The organism is Tenacibaculum piscium, assembly GCF_021390755.1.
GTDB lineage: Bacteria > Bacteroidota > Bacteroidia > Flavobacteriales > Flavobacteriaceae > Polaribacter > Polaribacter piscius.
Genome location: NZ_JAJGWR010000001.1, coordinates 56,845 through 80,825, shown reverse-complemented (window position 1 = coordinate 80,825; position 23,981 = coordinate 56,845). Strand labels below are relative to the sequence as shown.

The following is a 23,981-nucleotide window of genomic DNA, read 5'->3' as shown; positions in this document are numbered from 1 at the left end:
AAAAAATATCAAAAAACACATGAAAATATCCGTAGAACTTACTTTAATGCCACTTCAAAATGAATTTGAAGCACCGATTATCAATTTTATCAAAAAACTAAGAACTTCAGGTTTAACAGTTCTTGAAAACCCATTAAGCACACAAGTTTATGGCGATTATGATGCTGTAATGCAATTGTTAACTTCGGAAATAAAAGACGCTTTCGAATTAATAGACAGCGGAATAATTTTATTAAAAATTGTAAAATCTGACCGTAGCAAATATGAGCCAAGTTTTTAATTTTAATACTGTTTTTGATTTTCTTTTTAGTCAATATCAAAGTTATGAATCTTTAGATATTTGGCTTGAAATTATCGCCGTTATTTTCGGATTTCTATCGGTTTGGTATTCTAAAAAGAATAAAATTTGGGTATTTCCAACAGGAATGATTAGCACAATTATTTTCGTCTATTTATTGTACAAATGGCAATTATTAGGCGATATGATGATTAACGCCTACTATTTTATAATGAGCATTTACGGCTGGTATCTTTGGACGAGAACTGTGGATAATTCACAAGCAAATCCAATTTCAAAAACAACATCAAAAGAAAAGAAAACCAGTGTTTTTATCTTTTTAGGAACGTTAGTTTTTGTCTATGCAGTTTATACTTATTTTGATAAATGGAACAATTGGACAGCTTACGTTGATACTTTTACCACCGCAATTTTCTTTGTAGGAATGTGGCTGATGGCAAAGCGAAAAATCGAAAATTGGATTTATTGGATTATTGGCGATATTATTTCCGTTCCGCTTTATTTTTACAAAGGATTTACCTTTACCTCTTTTCAATATTTAATATTTACTTTTATTGCCGTTAGCGGTTATTTAGCATGGAAAAAAGACTTAAACAACAAAAAAGCAATCTTATAAAAGTTGTTTTATTCGGACCTGAATCAACTGGAAAAACAACTCTTTCTGGGCAATTAGCACGACATTACAATACTGTTTGGGCTCCAGAATTTGCCCGTGAATATTTGCAAGATAAATGGAATAACGAGCGTAAAATTTGCGAACAAAAAGATATTATTCCCATTGCCGAAGGACAAATAAAACTAGAAAATGAATTATCAAAAAAAGCCGATAAGGTATTAATTTGCGATACTGATTTACTAGAAACAAAAGTATATTCCGAAGAATACTATGGTGGTTTTGTTGATGAAAATTTAGATAGAGCCGCTATTGAAAATACGTACGATATTTATTTTTTAACGTATATTGATACGCCTTGGGAAGCCGATGATTTACGTGACAAACCAGGCGAACGCTTAGAAATGTTTCAAGCTTTTGAAAATACGTTGATAAAATATAAGCGTCCGTACGTTTTATTAAAAGGCGATAAAGAAACTCGTCTTAAAAAAGCTGTTGCCATTATTGATGAATTACTTGCTAATAAAAAAGATTTATATTCTTTTTCTACTCTTTTAAACGATGAATATTCCCGAACTACTTAAAGAATTACATTTTAAAGCCACTAGAAGTTCTGGCGCAGGCGGACAGCATGTTAATAAAGTATCTTCTAAAATTGAACTTTCTTTTGATATTTTAAATTCAAAGGAATTATCAGAGAATCAAAAAGAAATACTTTACACAAAACTCGCTTCTCGCCTAACAAAAGAGCAGATTTTAATACTTTTTTCTGATGAAACTCGCTCGCAACACAGAAATAAAGAATTAGCGATTAAACGTTTTTTATGTATCATTAAAGAAGGTTTGAAAAAACCAAAAATAAGACGTGCAACAAAACCTAGTAGAAATTCAGTGCTAAGAAAACATGAAAATAAAAAACGGCAAGCATTCAAAAAATCACTGCGAAAAAAACCTGATTTAGAATCATAATTCACTTAATTATATCTTCAAAAAATAAATAGCAAAAAATTACGCCGTTCTTTTTATGCCATTCAAAAATTGAATGATACCTTTGCAATGTTCTCTTTAAGGGGTGCCAAATATCGGCTGAGATCACACCCAATGAACCTAGAACAGGTAATGCTGTTTAGGGAGGCGATAATCGCCATTTTGTAAAACAAGTCATTAAAGATTTTCATCTGTTAAATCTTTGTGATGACCTAAATTATTCACTATTAATTACAAGAATAATTGCCTCTTTTTATTCGATTTTTATTTATAAAAAAATGAGACAAATGTCTTTTATTCAACAACTTAAAAGCATCGCTTTTATAATCGTATTATGTAGCAGTTTTGCCGTAAATGCGCAAAGTTTTATTTTATCTGGTAAAATAATTAACAATAATCAAGAACCTTTAAATGGCGCTTCTATTGTTCTTAAAAACTCAAAAAAAGGAGTTTCTTCGGATAAAAAAGGAAACTTCAAACTGAATTTATCCAAAGGAACACATCTTTTAGAGGTTTCTTATATCGGATTTAAAACCACAACAAAAGAAGTCGAAATCAATAAAAACAAAGAAGTTATTATTCAATTATCCGAAGAAAAAAAAGTATTAGATGCTGTTTTAGTAAATGCGGTTCGTGTACAAGCAAATGCTCCTGTAACACACTCTAATGTATCAAAAAAACAACTTGAAAAACGTAATTTAGGGCAGGATATTCCTGTTTTATTAAACTATTTGCCAAACGTCGTTTCTTCTTCGGATGCTGGAGCTGGCGTTGGTTATACGTACATGAGCGTTCGTGGTTCAGATGCTACTCGAGTAAATGTAACGATTAACGGAATCCCGTATAACGACAGTGAAAGTCAAGGAACTTTTTGGGTTAATTTAGGCGATTTTGCATCCTCAACCCAAAGTTTACAATTGCAACGTGGCGTAGGAACTTCTACAAACGGTGCAGGTGCTTTTGGAGCAAGTTTGAACATTTTAACTGATGCTATTTCTGATAAAGCTGGCGGAGAAATCTCGAATGCTTTTGGGTCGTACGGAACAAGAAAACATACCGTAAAATTTACCACAGGAAAAATAAACGAGCATTTTGAATTAGCTGGACGTTTATCAAATATTTATTCTGATGGATATATTGACAGGGCTTCTACCGATTTAAAATCGTACTTTTTACAAGCAAGTTACACCAATAAAAATACTTTAATAAAAGCCATTGCCTTTGGCGGAAAAGAAGAAACCTATCAAGCTTGGGACGGAATTTCTGCAAAACAATTAAAAGAAGACAGAAGACAAAATCCATTAACATACGATAATGAAATTGATAATTTTCAGCAAGACCATTATCAATTGCATTGGAACGAAAAAGTAAGCCAAAACTGGACAACAAATCTTGGTTTAAATTACACCAAAGGAAAAGGATATTTTGAGCAATTTAAAGGAGAAAGTGCTGTTTCAAAATATAATAATTTGGTAAAAGCCACAGCAACCGATTGGTACGGAACTCCTGCCACCGATTTAATTGTTCGCCGTTGGTTAGACAATGATTTTTATGTAGCTAATTTTAACGCCACTTATAATAATGATCAACTAGAAATTATTTCTGGTGGTTCTTACAGTTACTACGAAAATGATCATTTTGGAGAAGTTATTTGGACGAAAGAATTTGCTCATAATGCAAACATCAGAGATCGTTATTACGATGGAACATCTACTAAAAAAGATGCGAATATTTTTACGAAAATATCATTTAATATTACCGATGATTTAAGAGCTTTTGTTGATTTACAAGGACGATTTATCAGCTATAAAACAAACGGTTTAACCTCTAAAAGAAAAGATTTAAACGTTGATAAAAACTTTAATTTCTTTAATCCGAAGTTAGGATTTACCTATACTTTAAACAATCAAAATAGTTTTTACACTTCTTTTGCCAGAGCAAATAGAGAGCCAAACCGAAGCGACTTTAAAGGCGGAGTAACTACCCACGAAAGTTTAAATGATTATGAATTAGGATGGCGTTTAAAAACCAATACGATCAAATTAAACACCAATATTTACTTTATGGATTATCAAAATCAGTTAGTTTTAACAGGTGAAATTGATGATACTGGCGATGCGTTGCGTAGTGCAAGTGGTAAAAGTTACCGAGTTGGTGTAGAAATGGATGCTACTATTGTTGTAAATGATAAATTTTCGATTGGTCAAAATGTTTCGGTAAGTCAAAATAAAAATATTGATTTCGTTACTAACAGAAATGATAAATTACAAGAATTAGGAAATACCAATATTGCAAATTCTCCCAATATTGTTACAGGAAATTCATTGACTTATCAAGCATCAGAAAACTTTCAACTAGCATTTTTATCGAAATTTGTAGGCGAACAATATTTGAGTAATACCGATACCGAGGCATCAAAATTGAGCAGTTATTTTACAAGTGATTTTAATATCATGTATGAATTAAAAACAAAATCAATTTTTAAATCGATTGTATTTACAGGGGTTGTAAACAATGTTTTTGATAAACAATATGTCGATAGAGGGTATATTTATTTAGATGATTGGTCAAAAGCTGGAACAACTACAGAAATTCAAGGATATTATCCACAAGCTACGATTAACTTTTTAGCAGGAGTTACTTTTAAGTTTTAAATTCCTTAAAAAATATAAATTTTAATGATTTATAAAAAAATCCCAAGCCTTAAAAACTTGGGATTTTCTATTTTTTATTAATCGATTATTTATTAATTTTACCAACAGCACAACTTACAAACGATTTTGCTTTGTGTAATACTGTATTTTCACTTCCAACTTCAGGATAGCCTAATTTTGCTAATTTTTCTTTGGATAAAATCAAACTTTCTTCGGTTGTGTTTAAAGTAACCAATGATTTTTCTACATCAACTTTTACCTCATTAACGCCTTTAATTGCTGTTAATCCGTTGATAATTGTATTGGCACAACCGCCACATTTTAAGTTTTCTATATAAATTTCTTGTGTCATGCTTTCTTAATTGATTTCTTTTTAATTTCTTGTTTATTAATTTTTTATTGCTGTCAATTTTTGATATGCTCTATATCCTCCCAACACATTATAGGTATTAAAACCTTCTTTTTGTAACTTTTCTGAAGCCACTAAACTTCTTCTTCCTGAGCGACAATAAATATAAACAGGCATTGTTTTGTCTAATTTTCTTAACGCTATATATTCAAAATCATCAGCAAAAACATTTATCATAATAGCATTATCGAGAATACCTTGTGAACATTCTTCAGGGGTTCGAACATCAAGCAATTGAATCTTTTTTTCAGTTTTTAAAAGTAACTGTAAATCAGAAACTGTAGTATTTTTGATATTATTTTCTTGAGATTTACATGATATCAAAACCATAAAAATCAATGCGATGAATACTAAATATTTTTTCATTTTAATTGTTATTTAAAACAGTTCCTCTAAAAAAAATTATTTTAAAGTTGATGGACAAACAGCAGCTGTTCTCTCAATACTTGTTTTTCGTATCGCTGCAAAACCTCCTGATACATCAATTACATTATGATATCCTCTTGCTTTTAATATTGATGCTGCAATTACCGAGCGATATCCGCCTGCACAATGCACATAGAAATCGGCTTTTTTAGGAAATTCTTCGATATGTTCATTTAGAAAATCTAACGGTGTATTTGGCACATTTACAATATGTTCGCTCGCATATTCACCAGGTTTTCGCACATCAAAAACAAGTGCTTTTTGAGCAATTGATTCTTCTAAAGCATCCGCAGAAACAGAACGTAAGCTGTCAATTTCTTTTCCTGATGTTTTCCAAGCTTCAAAACTTCCTTCTAAATACCCTAAAACATTATCAAAACCGACACGTGATAAACGAGTAATCGTTGTTTCTTCTTCTCCTTGGGGCGTTACCAATAGAATTGGTTGTTTAACATCTTTAATTAAAGCACCGACCCACGGAGCAAAAGTTCCGCCCAAGCCAATAAATATTGATTGTGGAATAAATCCTTTTATAAATTCTGATTGATGACGCACATCTAAAATAATAGCATCGGTATTGTTGGCTGTTTTTTCAAAATCGGCTACGGATAAACTAATCGCACCTTTTTTGATAACTTCATCAATAGATTCATATCCTTCTTTATTCATTTTCACATTTAAAGGAAAATAGGCTGGCGGCGGCAATAATCCGTCAGTTACTTCTTTTATAAATTCTTGTTTTGTCATGTTTTCACGCAACGCATAATTGGTTTTCTTTTGATTTCCAATTGTTCCGATGGTTTCTTTGCTTAGGTTTTTACCACAAGCCGAACCTGCTCCATGTGCAGGATATACAATTACATCATCTTCTAAAACCATTATTTTAGTACGCAAACTATCGTACAAAAAACCTGCTAAATCATCTTGTGTAAGCGTTCCTTTTTGTGCTAAATCAGGACGACCAACATCACCTAAAAATAAGGTATCGCCACTAAAAAGAGCATGATTTTTTCCGTTTTCATCTTTCAATAAATACGACGTACTTTCCATAGTATGCCCTGGTGTATGCAATGCGGTAATGGTAATTTTACCGATTTTAAAAACCTCGCCATCAGTAGCAATATGCGATTTATAAGTAGTTTGAGCCGTTGGTCCGTAAACGATTGTCGCACCTGTTTTTTCGGCTAAGGTTACGTGTCCGCTTACAAAATCGGCATGAAAATGAGTTTCAAAAATATAGTTGATTTTTGCAGTATCTTGTGTTGCTTTTTTGATATACGATTCCACTTCTCGCAATGGATCAATAATCGCAACTTCGCCTTCACTTTCAATATAATAAGCACCTTGTGCTAAACAACCTGTATAAATTTGCTCTATTTTCATATCTATATTTTCTTATTTTTTTCTGAATTATCTCTAAATTATTCTCTGACTAAATTATTTTTTGATTTATTTTTCAACTTCTTTTCTGAATTATTCATACGCTTGATGAATATATTGTGCGTATTTTTTTTGATTTTGATTATCGCCTGTTTTAAAAAAATTTACAGCACCATTATCACGCATAAAAAAGTGGTCTAAACTGCTCACTTCTAAAATCCCTCCTTTAAAAAAAGCATCTCTAACAGGTCCTTTTACACCTGCAAAATAGAAGGCAATATTTCTTTTATGATAATATCGAATACGTTCTTTTAGCATTTCGATTCCTGTACTATCAACTCGATTGATACTTTCAGCATCCAATACAATTAGTTTTAGCGAAGTCCCTTTTTCGTGTGCCATTTCGTCTAATTTATCTCGAAAATAATTGGCATTTGCATAAAATAATTGGGCATCAAAACGAAAAATTAATATTTCTTTATCGATAATAACTTCTTTAAACCTATTTTTATTTCGATAAAAATCTGAATTTGGTACTTTTCCTAATTCGGCAACGTAAGGTCTTGAGGTTCTATAAATCAAAATAATTAATGATAAACTTGCTCCAATTAATATCCCATATTCAATTCCGAAGAAAATAGTGGCTAAAAAAGTAGCAATTAACAACCAAAAATCTAGCTGATTTGCCTTCCAAAGTTTTTTAGCTTCGGATACATTTATCAAATTAAAAACCGCCACAATAATAATTGCTGATAATATCGTTCTTGGTAAATGATAAAATAAAGGTGTTAAAAAAAGCAACGTTAAAACAACAATTATAACCGATACAAATGCTGAAATTCCTGTTTTCCCGCCTGCTTCTTCATTAATTGCAGATCTCGAAAAACTAGAAGTTGTTGGATATGATTGAAATAATGAGCCTACAATATTACTAAAACCCAAGGCGACTAATTCTTGATTTGGGTCTATTCGGTATTCATCTTGCTTGGCTTCGAGCGTTTTTCCTATGGAAATAATTTCTAAATATCCAACAAGTACCAATGTTGATGCTATTGGAAATAATTCTTTTATCAAAGCGATATCAATAATAGGAATGTTAAATTTAGGCAATCCTGATGGAATATTTTTTACAATTGCGATGTCGGTTAATTTTAGATAATCGCCAAAAAAACGAATAACAACAATTCCTAAAATAACGACAATGAGTGCATTTGGTATTTTTTTATTGATTTTTCTAAAAATTATAATCAGCAAACAAGCGATGAATCCAACAATTGTGGTATTTGTATTAAAAGAGGAAATTCTATGAATAATATCTTCTAATAAAATATGTACTTGGTCGCTTTGCAGAAAATCAACACCTAATAAATTCCGAAATTGATTGAGTCCAATAATAAGTGCAACTGCGGATGTAAAGCCAATAATTACAGGTCTTGACAAAAAATTAACAATAAATCCTAAGCGAAATACGCCTAATAAAAGCTGCATTGTTCCGACCATTAATGCCAATAAAATAGCAATAGCAATGTAACTTTCAGAGCCAATTAACGCCAAAGTAGAAACGCCTGTTGCTACGATTAAAGAATCCATCGCCACAGGACCGATTGCCACTTGGCGTGATGATCCAAAAACCGCATATATTAATTGCGGAATTAAAGCGGCATATAAACCATAAATTGGTGGTAACCCTGCAATTAGAGCATAGGCAATTCCTTGCGGAATTAAGACCGTTGCGACGGTAATTCCTGCTATGACATCACCTCTAATTTGCGTTTTTTTGTAGTTGGGTAACCAGTCAAGTATCGGTATGATTTTTTTTAATTTCATTTTAAAAAAGTTCGCCTTTCGTTGAATTTCTCGTTGAATTTTTTATTGAATTTTCAGTTATTTCTCTTGTTCTTCCTAAATGTTTGTATGCTAAATCGGTAACTTCTCGTCCTCTTGGCGTACGCATTATAAAACCTTGCTGAATTAAAAAAGGCTCATAAACCTCTTCAATTGTTTCGGTATTTTCACTAACTGCCGTTGCAATGGTACTCAACCCAACAGGTCCTCCTTTAAATTTATCGATAATTGTATTTAAAATTTTAGTATCCATTTCATCCAAACCATTGGCATCAACATGTAATGCTTTTAGGGCGTAGGTTGCTATTTCAATAGTGATACTTCCGTTTCCTTTTATTTGAGCAAAATCTCGAACTCTTCGTAATAAAGCGTTTGCAATACGAGGTGTTCCTCTACTTCTGCCTGCAATTTCGATCGCCGCTTCCATGGATATTGGCACGCCTAAAATATAGGCACTTCGCTCAATAATGGTGGTTAATAATTCGGTTGAATAATATTGTAAACGACTGCTGATACCAAAACGAGCTCTCATCGGAGCGGTTAATAACCCTGAACGTGTGGTTGCGCCTATTAACGTAAACGGTTCTAAATGAATTTGAACAGTCCGCGCGTTTGGTCCTGATTCAATCATGATATCGATTTTATAATCTTCCATTGCTGAGTATAAATACTCTTCAACAATAGGACTTAATCGATGGATTTCATCAATAAATAACACATCGCGTTCATCAAGATTTGTTAACAATCCTGCTAAATCTCCTGGTTTATCTAAAACAGGACCTGAGGTTACTTTGATTCCAACGCCTAATTCATTAGCTAAAATATGAGCTAACGTTGTTTTTCCTAATCCTGGAGGTCCGTGAAATAAGGTATGATCTAAAGCTTCATCACGTTGATTGGCTGCTTCAACAAATATTTTTAAATTATCAATCGCTTGATCTTGACCTGCAAAATCATCAAAAGAAAGTGGACGTAATTGTTTTTCAACATCTAATTCCTCATTTGATAAATTCGTGTTTTCAGGATTTAAGTTCTCGTTCATATTGGCACAAATATACTTGATATAAAATGGTTGTTTTGTAATAATTGTTACGCTTTACTTAACTATTGCGATAACTATTGCTAAGATACATATTCGTACGTAAAAATTAGAAATACTATATAAAACAGTTCTAAAACAAAAAGCCTTCCAATATTTGGAAGGCTTTTAAACTTTTATAATAGTTTTTATCTATTAAATTTTATATTCTTAAGAAGGTTCTTCGCCTTCTAATAATGGTGTTGTTTGTAACACGAAATCTTTTCCATGAACATACTCATCATTTTCATCAACTTTACTATAATCATATGCCCAACGGTGAACTTCAGGAATAGCACCTGGCCAGTTTCCGTGAATATGTTCTACTGGTGTAGTCCACTCTAAAGTATTCGATTTCCAAGGATTTTGTGTTGCTTTTTGACCTCTGTACATTGAAATAAAGAAGTTTGCTAAGAATATTAACTGAGCCGCTCCTCCTAAAAATGCCATTAAAGTCATAAATACGTTAATATCAGCTAAATCATCAAACATTGGAAAGTTTGAATTGGTGTAATAACGACGTGGTAAACCTGCTAATCCAACAAAATGCATCGGGAAAAATACTCCATAAGCAGAAATTATTGTTAACCAAAAGTGCCAGTAACCTAATGTTTTATTCATCATTTTACCATACATTTTAGGGAACCAATGATATACTCCTGCAAACATCCCTAATAAAGCAGATACTCCCATTACTAAGTGAAAGTGAGCTACTACGAAATAGGTATCGTGTACGTTAATATCTAATGCAGAATCTCCTAAAACCAATCCTGTTAAACCTCCTGTTACGAAGGTAGAAACTAATCCGATAGAAAATAACATCGCTGGATTTAATTGTAAGTTACCTTTCCAAAGCGTGGTTACATAATTAAATGCTTTTACTGCCGAAGGAATCGCAATTAATACCGTTGTAAAAGTAAATACCGATCCTAAGAAAGGGTTCATTCCTGATACAAACATATGATGTCCCCAAACAATTGTTGATAAAAATGCAATTGCCATAATAGATCCAATCATTGCACGGTATCCAAAAATTGGCTTACGTGCGTTTGTTGAAATTACTTCTGATGTTAATCCTAATGCTGGTAATAAAATAATATATACTTCTGGATGTCCTAAGAACCAGAATAAATGTTCAAATAATACTGGCGATCCTCCCTGATAGTGTAACACTTCTCCTGAGATAAAAATATCTGATAAGAAGAATGATGTTCCAAAACTTCTATCAAAAATTAATAATAACGCCGCTGATAATAATACTGGAAATGAAACAACTCCAATAATTGCTGTTACAAAAAACGCCCACATTGTTAATGGTAATCTGGTCATTTTCATTCCTTTTGTACGTAAGTTCAAAATGGTAACGATGTAATTTAACGATCCGATTAATGAAGAAGCAATAAATATTGCCATCGATACTAACCATAATGTCATCCCTGTACCTGAACCTGGAATTGCTTGTGGCAATGCTGATAATGGTGGATAAATTGTCCATCCTGCAGATGCGGGTCCTGCCTCTACAAACAATGAAATAATCATTATTACTGATGATAAGAAAAACAACCAGTATGAAACCATGTTTAAGAAACCGGAAGCCATATCACGAGCTCCAATTTGCAATGGAATTAATAGATTCGAAAAAGTACCACTTAAACCAGCAGTTAATACGAAAAATACCATTATTGTACCGTGAATTGTTACCAATGCTAAGTACATATCTGGATCCATAATTCCATCAGTTTGATGGTTCCCTAAAAATGCTTCTATAATTGAAAAAGAAGTATCTGGCCATGCTATTTGTAAACGAAATAACATAGACATAAAGCCTCCTATAACCCCCATAAATATACCCGTAACAAGATATTGTTTCGAGATCATTTTATGATCTTGACTAAAGATGTATTTAGTTACAAATGTTTCTTTGTGATGATGATCTGACATAATCTATATATACTTTTAAAAAATATCTTATTTAATAACTTGCGCTAATGTTTTTTGTTCTGATAACCACTTGTCGTAATCTGCTTGTTCAACAACAGTGATTTTCATTTGCATATTGTAGTGAGATGCACCACAAATTTTATTACATAACAGTAAAAAATCAAACTCATAAGGATCTTCTCCTTTTGCTTTTCTTATTTTATTAATTCCGTCAGTTTTTGCAATAACTTCAGAGTTTAAACGCATTTCAGCTGTGGTATACTTTGGTGTAAATGCAAATTGAGTAACCATCCCTGGAACACAGTTCATCTGTGCACTAAAGTGAGGCATGTAAGCAGAATGTAATACATCTTGAGAGCGGAATTTAAAAACAACCTTTTTACCTTTTGGTAAAACCATTTCAGTAACTTTTTTGTCATCTTGTGATTTTGGATCAGACATATCAACTCCCATAGAGTTAATACCTTTTATAAAGTTAACATTTCCTAAACCTAATTCATTGTCTTCTCCTGCATAACGTGCTTGCCAATCAAATTGTCTAGAATAAACTTCAATTACAATTGGGTTTTCGTCATCTCCAACATACATTATATTATTCCAAGCCCACAAACCATACCCTATTAATAGTACAATTGTTACTGCAGGAATAACCGTCCAAATCATTTCTAACTTATGACTATCGGCATAAAACAATGCCTTGTTCTCTTTTTTACCTCTATATTTATAAGTAAAAAAGAAGATTAAAAATTGCATTCCAAATTGAACAATACCTAATAACCAAAATGTAATGTCAAATAAGTTATCATGATGTTCCCCTTCAATAGAAGCAGACTCTGGTAGCATAATTACATTCATTGCTATTAAGCAATAAACCATCATTGCATATAAGAATATTAAAAAACCTATGGCTAATTTACCTTGTGTTTCGTTGTCTTTATCTGTAGCTATAACAGAACGAAGATTCATGATACGTGTAATTTGCCAGAAACTAACTCCTATTGCAATTGCTATGAAAATATAAAATAAAGCGAGCATATTATCTAAACTATTTGTTTATTAATTATTATTAATGTTCATTACTATCTTCACCTCTGTGTTCGATATTATAGTAATGGTGTGTTTCACTTTCGTGTAAAAATGGATTTCCTTTTGCCAATGGATTCGCTTTTGAAAATGCATTAAAAGTTGCAAATATAAACAATCCTAAGAAAAATAAAATACCGCTTATTTCTCCAATTCCAAATCCGTATTGAGCACCAACTGTTCCTGGCATAATCATTATAAATACATCTAAATAATGACCCGCTAAAATTACAACTCCTCCGATAGTTACAAACCAAGGAATACTTTTAAAATCACTATTGATTAATAATAATATTGGGAAAATAAAATTCATCACTACCATTGCTAAAAATGGTACTTGATATTCATTCATTCTTAGTAAATAATACGTAGTTTCTTCAGGAATATCAGCATACCAAATTAACATGAATTGAGAGAACCATAAGTATGTCCAAAATACAGAGAAACCAAACATATACTTCGCTAAATCATGAATATGACTATCATTTACAAATGGTAAGTGTCCTTTTGCTCTCAAATAAATAGTTACAAAAGCAATTACTGTTAATGCTGATACTAAGAAAGTAGCTAAGACATACCATCCAAATAAAGTTGAGAACCAGTGAGGATCTATTCCCATAATCCAATCCCAAGACATCATTGATTCGGTAATCATAAAAAGAAATAAGAAAATTACAGAAATATTATAATTTCTCATATGTAATTTTAAATCTCCATTTTCTTGTTTGATAGATCCTTTTCTAATTACAAAACGATATACATTCCATACCGTTAAATAGAAAATGCTTCTAATTAACCACCCTGGCGTATTTAAAAACCATTTTTTTCCATCTACAACAGCATCATAGTTTGGACTTTGAGGATCAAAAACTCCCTCTGCCATCCATGGAAATAAGTGATTCATATGCATAAAAGTAGCAATTAAAAACACTAACATTATAACACTAACGTAGTGTAAATTTGCTGTAATAGCTTCCATTACTCTAAATAATACTACAGACCAACCTGCTTGCGCGACTCTTTGAATTGCATAAAAAGCTAACACTAATAATGTAACTCCTAAAAAGAACATTAAAGCTACGAAAAATGCTGCCCAAGGACGATTTTGCATTTGATGAAAAGCATGTTCAGCATGTGCGTCATGATTTTCAGTATGTGCTTGACTAGTAATCGTATGTGTTACTTTAGCCTCCTTATGATTTTCTACTACTGATTCTATATGAGTCGTATCTACAACAGCATGTGCTGATGTGCTATCATTTACGTGATGACTTTTAACTTCTTCAGCCTGTTTTACAACATCAGCATGTGCTGTTGTATGAACATCTTCTTTAGGTGCTGTTTCTTTTTTATGAGCATCAACGGTAGCATGGTTGCTACTATGAGCAGCATGCTGTTTGGCTATAATCTCTTTTGCTTCTTCTAATGTTTTAGGTGCCGACATAAAACTGATGGCAGTACCTAAAGCTCCTAAAATCATAAGAGCAATAGCAAGTATTTTTAATTTTCCTGTAAACTGGTACATATCTTAACTATCTATTATAGACTTATTATAATTCGGTTCTTAATTTCTCAACATACTGTACAACTTGCCAACGCTCTTTGTACTGTAATTGTGCTGCATGAGATCCCATTAAATTTTTTCCATACATAATAACATGGTAAATATTTCCTGGATTTAAATCTCTCTCTTTATAATTTGGTATTCCATTAAATTTATCTCTTTGAGATAAAACTCCGTTACCATCACCTTTTGATCCATGACAAGTAGCACAATAAATCCCGTATAATTCTTTACCTTTTGCTAAATTTTTTTCAGTAGTAGCTAAAGGATTCTTTAACTCTAACTTTGCTTTTTCATATCCTTCATTCGTATCCGGAATATCATAAGCTACAATACCTTTTCTACTTACGGTACCAGCAACGGGTAATCTATCTACCATTTCTCCATTTAAACCTACTGCTCCATTTGCATCATAAGGTATAGAAACATACATATCTGGCATATATTGTAATTGTGGTGTACGTTTGTCTCCACATGAAATAACACTTGTTATTACAACTAAAGCGACGATTATTTTCACAAAACTCTTCATATCTCTCTATTAGTGCTTTTCTACTATGTTAATTTCTACTGCACCTGTTGTTGCTAATAAAGCCTTTAACTCTTCTTCATTATCATGAACAGGAATTTCCATTAAAAAATGATCATCAGTAGTTCTTGGATCTGGGTTTTCTGCTTCTTTAAACGGCCATATTCTACTTCTCATGTAAAAAGTAATAACCATTAAATGCGCTGCAAAAAACACAGTTAATTCAAACATAATTGGTACAAATGCTGGCATATTTGTAAACCAACTAAAGTTAGGCTTACCTCCAATATCTTGTGGCCAATCTTGAATCATCATGTAATTAGTCATCCAAATAGCAAAGCACAAACCTGTAATTCCGTAAAAGAATGCAGTAATTGCTAAACGTGTTGGAGCTAATCCTAAAGCTTTGTCTAATCCATGAACTGGAAATGGACAAAATACTTCTTCAATGTGATGATGTTCTCCTTTGATTTTCTTAACGGCATCCATTAAGATATCATCATCATTATAAAATGCGTGAATTACTTTACTAGTGCTCATTGTTCTCTTCTCTTAATTTTTTAAAATTCTCTCCTGAAGATTTCAAGATTGTCTTAACTTCTGCTTGTGCAATTACAGGAAATGTTCTTGCATATAATAAGAATAATACAAAGAAAAATCCAATAGTTCCTACAAAAATACCTACATCTACAAATGTTGGTTCAAAACGCCACCATGTTGATGGTAAGTGTCCTTTACTCAATACAATTGCGATAATATCAAAACGCTCAAACCACATTCCTATGTTAATAATGATCGAGATAATGAAAGAAAAAATAAAACTTCTTCTTAATTTCTTAATCCATAAAAACTGTGGCATTATAATATTACATATTAATAATGACCAAAATGCCCATCCATATGCACCTGCTTCTGCTCCAAATGATAAATACGTATAATTTTCATAAGGTGAGCCTGTATACCATGCTATAAAAAACTCTGTTGCATACGCTACAGCCACAATTCCTCCTGTTAAAAGAATTACAATATTCATATACTCAACATGTAAACGTGTAATATACGCTTCCATATTAGTAACTTTACGCATAACACCTAATAAAGTTTGTACCATTGCAAACCCTGAAAATATTGCTCCAGCTACGAAATAAGGTGGAAATATTGTTGAATGCCATCCTGGGTTAATAGAAGTAGCAAAATCCATCGATACAATTGTATGTACTGAAAGTACTAATGGTGTCGCTAAACCAGCTAACACTAATGATACTTCTTCAAAACGTTGCCAATCTTTAGCTCTACCTGACCATCCGAAAGATAATAAAGCATATATTTTCTTTTGAAAAGGCTTTACTGCTCTATCACGAATCATTGCAAAATCTGGTAATAAACCTGTCCACCAGAAAACTAATGATACCGATAAATAAGTTGAAATTGCGAATACATCCCATAATAATGGTGAGTTAAAATTCACCCATAATGATCCAAATTGGTTCGGCATTGGTAATACCCAATATCCGTTCCACGGACGTCCCATGTGAATAATCGGAAATAATCCTGCTTGGAATACCGCAAAAATAGTCATCGCTTCTGCGGAACGGTTAATTGCCATTCGCCATTTTTGACGAAAGAGTAATAGTACAGCCGAAATTAAGGTTCCTGCATGACCGATACCTACCCACCATACGAAGTTGGTTATATCCCATGCCCAACCGATGTTTTTACTTAATCCCCACACACCGATACCTGTACCGACGGTGTAGAAAATACATCCAAATCCCCAGAGCATTGCTGCCAAAGAAATATAAAATGCGATATACCAATTTTGATTTGCTTTACCCTCTATAGGTCTTGCAATGTCTTCAGTGATATCGTGATAACTTTTGTTACCCAACACTAAAGGTTCTCTATAAGATGATTCGTAATGAGACGACATAAATCTATATACTTGTTAATTTTATTATTAAGCTTCGTTTGTATTTCTTACTTTCACTTGATATACTACGTTTGGTTTTGTACCAATATAGTCTAACACATGGAATGCTCTGTCATCCTCTTTTAAAGAGGCTACTTTATCTTCAGAATTATTTATATCTCCAAACACCATTGCTCCTGTAGAACATGCTGATGAACAAGCTGTTTCAAATTCGTCTTTATGTACTGCTCTACCTTCCTTTTTGGCTTTTAAAATTGTTGCCTGTGTCATTTGAATACACATAGAACATTTTTCCATTACCCCTCTTGAACGAACTACTACGTCTGGATTTAACACCATTTTTCCGTATTCGTTATTCATATTGAAGTCAAACTCATTGTTTTCTGAATAATTAAACCAGTTAAAACGACGAACTCTATAAGGACAGTTATTTGCACAATATCTTGTACCTACACATCTGTTATAAGCCATTTGGTTTTGACCTTGACGACCGTGTGATGTTGCTGCTACTGGACATACTGTTTCACAAGGAGCATGATTACAGTGCTGACACATCATTGGTTGAAAGGCTACTTCAGGATTTTCTGCTGAATTTTCTAAAGCATCAAATAAATCTCCTCTACTTAATTCTAAAACTTTTTCCGTATACTTTCGTTCAACATCTTTATTTGCTAAACTAGGGTTTTGAGCTTTAAACTCTTCAATAGTCATAGAAGCTTCATGTTGCTTATCAACAACAGTAGAAGAATAATAACGGTCAATACGTAACCAGTGCATATCTCTACCCACTCGTACTTCATCTTTTCCTACAACTGGTACATTATTTTCTGCATGACACGCTACTACACATGCCCCACATCCTGTACAAGAAGTTAAATCAATAGATAAATTAAAGTGATGCCCTACCTCTCTATTATGATCATCCCATAAGTCGATGCTTTTAGCTTCTACTTCTTGATGGTCATAAGAAACCATTGCTGGCTTATTCCAAGTATGTTTTGGATCTAAGTTTTTATTATTTACCTGTTGTAAAGTTGCTTCTTTTAAAATATCATGACGACCAGCAAGTGTACTCTGTACTTGTGTACAAGCAAACTTATGCCATCCTGAAGTTTTCTCAATAGAAACATTATATTGAACAGCATTTGAGTTTTTATATAAAGGATATGCATTTATTCCTACTTGCATTTCCTCTTTTAAACCTTGTGTTCTACCATATCCTAAAGCTAAACCTACAGAACCTTTTGCTTGACCTGGCTGAATAATTACAGGAACTTTTTCAATAGAAACACCATTTACTGTAATAGTGGCGTAATTACCATCAATAGCACCGTTATCTTTTACAGGATTTTCAAAACCTAATTCTTTAGCATCAGCCATTGAAACGGTTAAGTAATTATCCCAGGCAGCACGTGTAATAGGATCTGGCAATTCTTGTAACCAAGGATTGTTCGCTTGTTTACCATCCCCTAAAGCAGTTGATGAAAACAAGTTTAACTCAAAACCTGAAGCAGTACTTGTTGCTTTTAATAACTGAGATACTGTAGTACTAATAACTACTGTAGATTCAAAAGCTTCTTCTTCTGAAATTATTGCTGATTTGAAAAAACCATCATGCAATGCTTGATTCCATGAAGCTCCTGCTAAAACAGTCGTGCTCCAAAAATTCTTTAAAGTATCGTAATAATTTATAGTGCTACCTGACCATTTTAATAACACATCTTGTAACTGACGTGTATTAAATAATGGTGAAATCGTTGGCTGCATTAAACTATACGTTCCTTTGGTTGCCATTACATCTCCCCAACTCTCTAAGTTATGAGGCGCAGGCAATGTATATTGTGTAGCGTTTGCTGTTGCATCATTTTGAGTAGCTATTGCAACAGATAATTTTAATTTTTTAATTCCTTCTGCTAAATCAGTAGCATTTGATAGTGTATATAAAGGATTCGTATTATAGGTTACTATTCCTTTTACTTTTCCTGATTTAATATCTGCAACTAACTGACTTACTTGTGTATCGTTACCTTGACGTGTTAAATTAACAGCTTTGGTATCGAATATTTCACTTTGTAACTTCTCATTAATTGCAAAAGCGATTAACTGAGCGTTTTTATCATTTAATCCTGTAATTACAACCCCTTTAGAACCTGCTTTCTTTAAATCGCTAGCTAGCTTTTTAATTTCAGCATCTAATTTTGTTGCTTTTGAAGGAAGAGATTCTCCTGTTACAGCATTATATAAATTAACCAAAGCATATACCTGATCAGAAGGTTTTACAACCATTCTTTTATCAGCATTTGCTCCTGCTAACGACATATTGCTTTCTATCTGAACATGGTAAGACATTTTACCAGAATCAGCTCTACGACCATCAGCATATGATTTTTCATAACCACCTTGCCAATCACCAATAAAATCTGCTCCAATAGAAACGATTACCTCTGCTTTACTAAAATCATAATTAGGTAAAGCACGTGTACCGTACATTGCTTCAAAAGCATCAGCGGTAGCACTTTCTGAAATAGCATCATAAACAACGTGCTTTACGTTTGGATATACTGCGATAAAATCAGCAATAACTTTTTCAGTAGAAGGACTTGCTAACGTTCCTGTTAATAACACTACTGATTCGTTTGCTTCTTTTAATTCATTAAGCGTTGCGATGATTTCTTTATCTGCAGCTTCCCAAGAAATTTCAGCACCTTGTTTTTTAGGTTCTTTTAAACGTAATTGAGCATCATATAATGATAAAACCGATGCTTGCGTACGTGCGTTTGTTTCACCTCCTGCTTGCTTATTAGGCATTACAAGAATAGGGCGTCCTTCGCGTGTTTTCACTAATACGTTTGCAAAATCAAAACCGTCAGCTATTGTAGTTGCATACCAATCAGCAACACCTACAACAATATCATTTGGTTGTACTACATAAGGGATTGATTTTCTTACGGGACCCTCACATGCTGCTAAAGAAGCGGCTGCTGTGGTAAATCCAACATATTTCAAGAAATCTCTACGTGAGGTTGATGATGTTTCTAATGTATCTTTATCACCTAAAAACTCATCTGTAGGAATATCTTGTACAAACTCATTATTACGTAGCGTTTCAACAACAGAACTATCTTTTAGTTCTTCAACACTTTGCCAGTATTTTTTGTTTAAAGCCATTTATATACGTGTTTTTCTACTTTCTAATTGATTAATAGTGGCACTTACCACACTCTTTTCCTCCTAATTGAGCAATTGTAACTTGATCAACGCCATACTTTGCTGCTAATTGCTTATGAATTTTAGCATAGTATTCGTTTCCTTTTAAGTCAACCTTTGTTTCTTTATGACAATCAATACACCAGCCCATTGTTAATGGCGAATATTGATATACTTCTTCCATTTCCTCTACAGGACCATGACATTTCTGGCATTTTAAACCAGCAACTGTAACATGTTGTGAGTGATTAAAATATGCGAAATCTGGTAAATTATGAACTCTAACCCACTTAACAGGTTTTGTTACTCCTGTATATTCTAAGTTATCAGCGTCCCAACCAGCAGCTTCGTATATCTTAGCGATTTCTTTATCTAAATCTGTTTTAGTTAATGTATGATCATCCATAACAACCTTAGTATCATCTGCTACTTCTGAAATATTCTTATGACAGTTCATACAAACATTTACTGAAGGAATACCTGATGTTTTACTATGTTTTGCTGATGAGTGACAATATTGACAATCAATTTTATTATCACCTGCGTGAATTTTATGAGAAAAAGCGATTGGCTGTATTGGCTGATATCCTTCATCTACCCCTACTTTAAATAGAGTTCCAAATAGGAAATAAGCAGCAACTAACGCTAAAAAGATTACGATTAAAATCTGTAAGAATGTATTTTTCTTAAGTCCTTCCCATAAATCGGCTGTTTGACCAACTGCTCCTGGAGTTTTAGGCGCTCCTTTTAACTCACTAATTGTTTTCAATAAACTAGCGATAATTAAAAAAGCAACAATAATCGCAGCACCTAATATATAGATTAACCACCCTGGAGCTTCTCCTTTCTCAGTACTAACACCATCAGCAGCTACAGCCACATCAGTTGCTTTCTTAATTTCACCTACAGTTGTATAATAAAGAATATCATCGATATTTTTATCAGTTAACTGAGGAAAAGCAGACATTCCAGCCTTGTTATACTCTTCAAAAACCTCTATTGCGTCTTTATCACCAGAAGCTCTAAACGCAGCATTGTCTTTAATCCAAGACTTTAACCAAGCGTTTTCTCTTCGGTTTTCTATGTCGCCTAACTTAGGCCCTACAAGCTTTTTATCTAGCTTGTGACACGAAGCACATAAAGATTTAAATAATTTTTTCCCTTCTTTTTGACGAGCCTCATCAACATCTTGTGAAAAAGCTGAAAAGCTTACTAATAAAACTAAAAAGAAAGCTAAACTCCTTACGAGTGTTTGGGTTAATCCGCTGTGATGTTTCACACTTTTCATACTTTTAAATATAAGTTTTGTATCTGTTTTGGTACAGTTTTTTCTAAGTTGTTATTTTTAAGATAACAAATAGAACCTTATGCAAAAGTACTACTTCTATATAAATTGTGAAATGTTAAGAGATTGGTAATTTATAATTTATATTTGTTCTAAATAAGTAACGCGAACAATCTATTAAATTACAAGTTGTTACTTTTGTATAAAGTTTTAATAAAATGAAAAAAAGAAGAATTTTACTAACCTTAGCACTATCTCTTTCGATAGGTATTTCTATTGCTAAAGCACAAGAAAAACAGCCAGAAAATAATGACATTACTTCTCTTCTAAAAAAGAAAAGAATGTACAATCAAAACAACGGAACTGGCTTTCGAATTCAATTATATAATGGATTAGAAACCAAAGCAAAAAGTTTACAAAGCCGATTTCGTGGTGAATTTCCTACCATTTACACAAAAATTAAATACGATCAGCCTGATTGGAAAATACAAGTTGGCGATTACAGAACAAAACTAGAAGCCGATAGAGCTTTAAATAAAATTAGAGAAAAATTTAACGGTTCTATTGTTGTTCCGCTATAAAAATAAAAAACTCAATACTATAAGTATTGAGTTTTTTATTTAATAATATTCACTTATTACTTCTCTAATTCACTATTAGATTCGTCAATAGTATCTATGTTTTCGGCTCGTTTTTTCCAATTTTTTCTTGCCAAACTCTGTAAGTCAGCAACGCTATCACTTTCGTCCATAATTTCAAAACCTAATAAGGTTTCAATAACATCTTCTTGAGTTACAAGACCACTAACAGAACCATATTCATCAACAACTAAGGCTAAGTGTTCCCGTTTTTCTACTAATTTATTGAATAATCCAGGAATTGATAAATCTCTATCAGCAATTATAATATCTCTCTTAATTGTCTTTAAAGGTTCATTTCCTTTTTGATCAATTAATGCTAAAAAAAGTTGATCTTTTAAAATATAACCTGTTATTGTATCGGGATTCTGATTAAAAACAGGAATCCTAGAAAAATGTAACGACTTATTAGCATCAAAAAAAGATTGAATTGTTTGATTCTCATCCGCAGTTTTAATAACTGTTCGAGGCGTCATAATATCTTTTACCTGAATATCTTTAAAATTTAACATATTTCGAATCACATTACTTTCATTTTCATGAAAAACACCTTCTTGTTCGGCAATATCAGTCATTACAGAAAAATCTTCTCTACTTAAAACGCTTCCATGTCCACCTTTTGCGCCAATCAATTTGGTTGTCAATTGTAAAATCCATAAAATACCCGTCCATTTTAATGGAAAAATCATAATTTTTAATGCTGTTGTTGTCAATTTTGCAAGCTGTTTCCAATAGGTTGCACCAACTGTTTTTGGTATTATTTCCGAAGCGACTAAAATTAAAATAGTCATCAGTGCAGAAACAATAAAAACACCATAACCATCATCATTAAACACCTTCTTAGCCTCTGTTCCTACTAAAATTGCACCAACCGTATGCGCAAGCGTATTTAATGTAAGAATTGCAATTAAAGGCTTATCGACATCTTTTTTTAAGGTTTCTAATTGTGTTGCAAAAGCTTCGCCTTCTTTCTTTTTGACATTTACAAAAGTAGGAGTTACACTTAGTAATACTGCCTCTAAAATAGAACATATAAAAGAGAAAAAAATAGAAACTGTAGCGTAAATAATTAATAGTGTCATTTAATTTAATTTTATTTTTAGCTAAAATACGTAAAAAAGAAAACCTCAAACATTACTGCTTGAGGTTTCTTATAATTATATTATAATAATACTCTTTTTATTTAGAAACTGTAACTTAAACCAGCCAACCAGTATGATTGAATTTTACCAGGAGTTGCTGACAAAGAAGGATAATTTGTTAAATCTGAATTAAAAGCTTCTTGTTTATTCGCTCTTAATCCTGATTCTAATCCAATTCCAATTCCTTTCCACACGTTAAAACCAATTGAGTTTATCCAAGTTGCGTTCGATAAATCTGATGATTTATAACTTTGAAAAGTAGATAAATTAGATCTGAATTTAAAATCACCTATTTGCTTATTGTATTCCGCTACAATTTTTGCCCCTAAAGAAGATTCATAATCAGAACCTGATTTACTAAACACAAAGTTGTAGTTTAAAGGATGTGCTACCACTATTAATTCTGGAATAGGTGTCCAAGTAATACCAACGCCAACATCTAAATATCCTGGGTCATTAAAGTTTTTAATAAAAGACGTTCTGTATTCTGCTAAAGTAGAAACAGCTATTTTTTTAGTTAATTTATAACCATATAAAGAAGTGATGGTAAAAACATCAGTAGTTCCTTTAAATTTAGTATCGTCGTTAGCGTTATCTTTATCATCTAACTTAATCCATCCTAAATTTAAATTTCCAGAGTTTCTCCAAAAATACTTTTCACTATCTAAATTAGCGAAACCATTTACCGTTACACCAATATTTCCTGTTGATGAATTAGGAACAGCATTCGAATACCATCTGTCAAATCCAGAGAAATTAGCTCCAATAGTACCAAATGCTCCGAATTTCCATCCTGGAAAAGCATCAATTTTAGATTGTAAAGCACTTGCTTCACCTTCTAATTTACTTATTTCACCTTTTTTAGCTGTAAGATCTTTTTTTAATTCTTCAACTGTTTGAGCTTGCAAAGAAATAATTGAACATACAAATGCTAATGTTAAAACTATTTTTTTCATTTTATTATTTTTTAAG

21 protein-coding genes are annotated in these 23,981 nt (G+C 32.5%); 6 read left to right on the top strand and 15 right to left on the bottom strand.

The genetic code is table 11. From position 1 onward, the window contains the following. Positions 1-19: 19 nt before the first annotated feature. From L0U72_RS00370 to L0U72_RS00350, 5 genes are all read left to right on the top strand, one after another. Positions 20-280, top strand: a complete 261-nt coding sequence (locus L0U72_RS00370) for a hypothetical protein (protein WP_232120264.1) — start codon at positions 20-22, stop codon at positions 278-280. After that, positions 264-914 carry a nicotinamide riboside transporter PnuC gene (pnuC, locus tag L0U72_RS00365; RefSeq protein WP_233885370.1) on the top strand — a complete coding sequence of 217 codons (651 nt, stop codon included), beginning with the start codon at positions 264-266 and terminating at the stop codon, positions 912-914. Before L0U72_RS00370 ends, pnuC begins: the two co-directional genes overlap by 17 nt. Continuing rightward, positions 875-1,495: an AAA family ATPase gene (locus tag L0U72_RS00360; protein ID WP_233898105.1), complete on the top strand. Its 621-nt coding sequence runs from the start codon at positions 875-877 to the stop codon at positions 1,493-1,495. Before pnuC ends, L0U72_RS00360 begins: the two co-directional genes overlap by 40 nt. Continuing rightward, positions 1,473-1,880 carry an alternative ribosome rescue aminoacyl-tRNA hydrolase ArfB gene (gene arfB, locus L0U72_RS00355; RefSeq protein WP_233898104.1) on the top strand — a complete coding sequence of 136 codons (408 nt, stop codon included), beginning with the start codon at positions 1,473-1,475 and terminating at the stop codon, positions 1,878-1,880. Before L0U72_RS00360 ends, arfB begins: the two co-directional genes overlap by 23 nt. A gap of 305 nt (positions 1,881-2,185) precedes the next feature. Continuing rightward, the gene (locus tag L0U72_RS00350; protein ID WP_233898103.1) at positions 2,186-4,552 is read left to right on the top strand and encodes a TonB-dependent receptor; all 2,367 of its coding nucleotides are present in this window, start codon (positions 2,186-2,188) and stop codon (positions 4,550-4,552) included. 85 nt (positions 4,553-4,637) lie between these two features. On the opposite strand, the gene L0U72_RS00345 is transcribed toward L0U72_RS00350, so the two are convergent. The 13 genes from L0U72_RS00345 to L0U72_RS00285 all read right to left on the bottom strand — a co-directional run bounded on the left by L0U72_RS00345 (position 4,638) and on the right by L0U72_RS00285 (position 21,232). Further along, the gene (locus L0U72_RS00345) at positions 4,638-4,904 is read right to left on the bottom strand and encodes a heavy-metal-associated domain-containing protein (protein WP_232112677.1); all 267 of its coding nucleotides are present in this window, start codon (positions 4,902-4,904) and stop codon (positions 4,638-4,640) included. A gap of 36 nt (positions 4,905-4,940) precedes the next feature. Beyond that, positions 4,941-5,327, bottom strand: a complete 387-nt coding sequence (locus L0U72_RS00340) for a rhodanese-like domain-containing protein (RefSeq protein WP_233885382.1) — start codon at positions 5,325-5,327, stop codon at positions 4,941-4,943. Positions 5,328-5,363: 36 nt separating this feature from the next. Beyond that, positions 5,364-6,770 (bottom strand): MBL fold metallo-hydrolase, encoded by a 1,407-nt coding sequence (locus tag L0U72_RS00335; protein WP_233898102.1) that lies wholly within the window; start codon positions 6,768-6,770, stop codon positions 5,364-5,366. A 90-nt stretch (positions 6,771-6,860) separates the two neighbouring features. Next, positions 6,861-8,594, bottom strand: coding sequence for a SulP family inorganic anion transporter (locus tag L0U72_RS00330; protein ID WP_101918158.1), 1,734 nt, complete (start codon positions 8,592-8,594; stop codon positions 6,861-6,863). Between the two features lies 1 nt (position 8,595). Beyond that, complete coding sequence (ruvB, locus tag L0U72_RS00325; protein ID WP_233898101.1) at positions 8,596-9,654, bottom strand: Holliday junction branch migration DNA helicase RuvB; 1,059 nt, start codon at positions 9,652-9,654, stop codon at positions 8,596-8,598. Positions 9,655-9,861: 207 nt separating this feature from the next. After that, positions 9,862-11,631 carry a cytochrome c oxidase subunit I gene (locus L0U72_RS00320; protein WP_233885398.1) on the bottom strand — a complete coding sequence of 590 codons (1,770 nt, stop codon included), beginning with the start codon at positions 11,629-11,631 and terminating at the stop codon, positions 9,862-9,864. A 27-nt stretch (positions 11,632-11,658) separates the two neighbouring features. Continuing rightward, positions 11,659-12,666, bottom strand: a complete 1,008-nt coding sequence (locus L0U72_RS00315; protein ID WP_101918161.1) for a cytochrome c oxidase subunit II — start codon at positions 12,664-12,666, stop codon at positions 11,659-11,661. 31 nt (positions 12,667-12,697) lie between these two features. Continuing rightward, complete coding sequence (locus tag L0U72_RS00310; RefSeq protein WP_233898100.1) at positions 12,698-14,239, bottom strand: quinol:cytochrome C oxidoreductase; 1,542 nt, start codon at positions 14,237-14,239, stop codon at positions 12,698-12,700. Positions 14,240-14,264: 25 nt separating this feature from the next. Next, on the bottom strand, positions 14,265-14,798 hold the full coding sequence (locus tag L0U72_RS00305; protein ID WP_317206233.1) for a c-type cytochrome: 534 nt from the start codon (positions 14,796-14,798) through the stop codon (positions 14,265-14,267). 21 nt (positions 14,799-14,819) lie between these two features. After that, positions 14,820-15,347: a DUF3341 domain-containing protein gene (locus L0U72_RS00300; protein ID WP_101918163.1), complete on the bottom strand. Its 528-nt coding sequence runs from the start codon at positions 15,345-15,347 to the stop codon at positions 14,820-14,822. Then, positions 15,337-16,737 carry an NrfD/PsrC family molybdoenzyme membrane anchor subunit gene (gene nrfD / locus L0U72_RS00295; RefSeq protein WP_101918164.1) on the bottom strand — a complete coding sequence of 467 codons (1,401 nt, stop codon included), beginning with the start codon at positions 16,735-16,737 and terminating at the stop codon, positions 15,337-15,339. The genes L0U72_RS00300 and nrfD overlap by 11 nt, the downstream gene beginning before the upstream one ends. 27 nt (positions 16,738-16,764) lie before the next feature. Next, positions 16,765-19,905, bottom strand: a complete 3,141-nt coding sequence (locus L0U72_RS00290) for a TAT-variant-translocated molybdopterin oxidoreductase (RefSeq protein ID WP_233898099.1) — start codon at positions 19,903-19,905, stop codon at positions 16,765-16,767. Between the two features lie 31 nt (positions 19,906-19,936). After that, a complete protein-coding gene (locus tag L0U72_RS00285; protein ID WP_233898098.1) occupies positions 19,937-21,232 on the bottom strand; it encodes a c-type cytochrome in 1,296 nt (431 codons plus the stop codon). 215 nt (positions 21,233-21,447) lie between these two features. Here L0U72_RS00285 and L0U72_RS00280 point away from each other — a divergent pair, with 215 nt between their 5' ends. Further along, entirely contained in the window at positions 21,448-21,810 is a 363-nt protein-coding gene (locus tag L0U72_RS00280; protein ID WP_101918167.1) for an SPOR domain-containing protein, read from the top strand. Between the two features lie 56 nt (positions 21,811-21,866). Here L0U72_RS00280 and L0U72_RS00275 read toward each other — a convergent pair whose 3' ends face one another. After that, positions 21,867-22,949, bottom strand: coding sequence for a CNNM domain-containing protein (locus tag L0U72_RS00275; RefSeq protein ID WP_101918168.1), 1,083 nt, complete (start codon positions 22,947-22,949; stop codon positions 21,867-21,869). 101 nt (positions 22,950-23,050) lie between these two features. Continuing rightward, on the bottom strand, positions 23,051-23,965 hold the full coding sequence (locus L0U72_RS00270) for a DUF3078 domain-containing protein (RefSeq protein ID WP_233885410.1): 915 nt from the start codon (positions 23,963-23,965) through the stop codon (positions 23,051-23,053). Positions 23,966-23,981 lie beyond the last annotated feature (16 nt).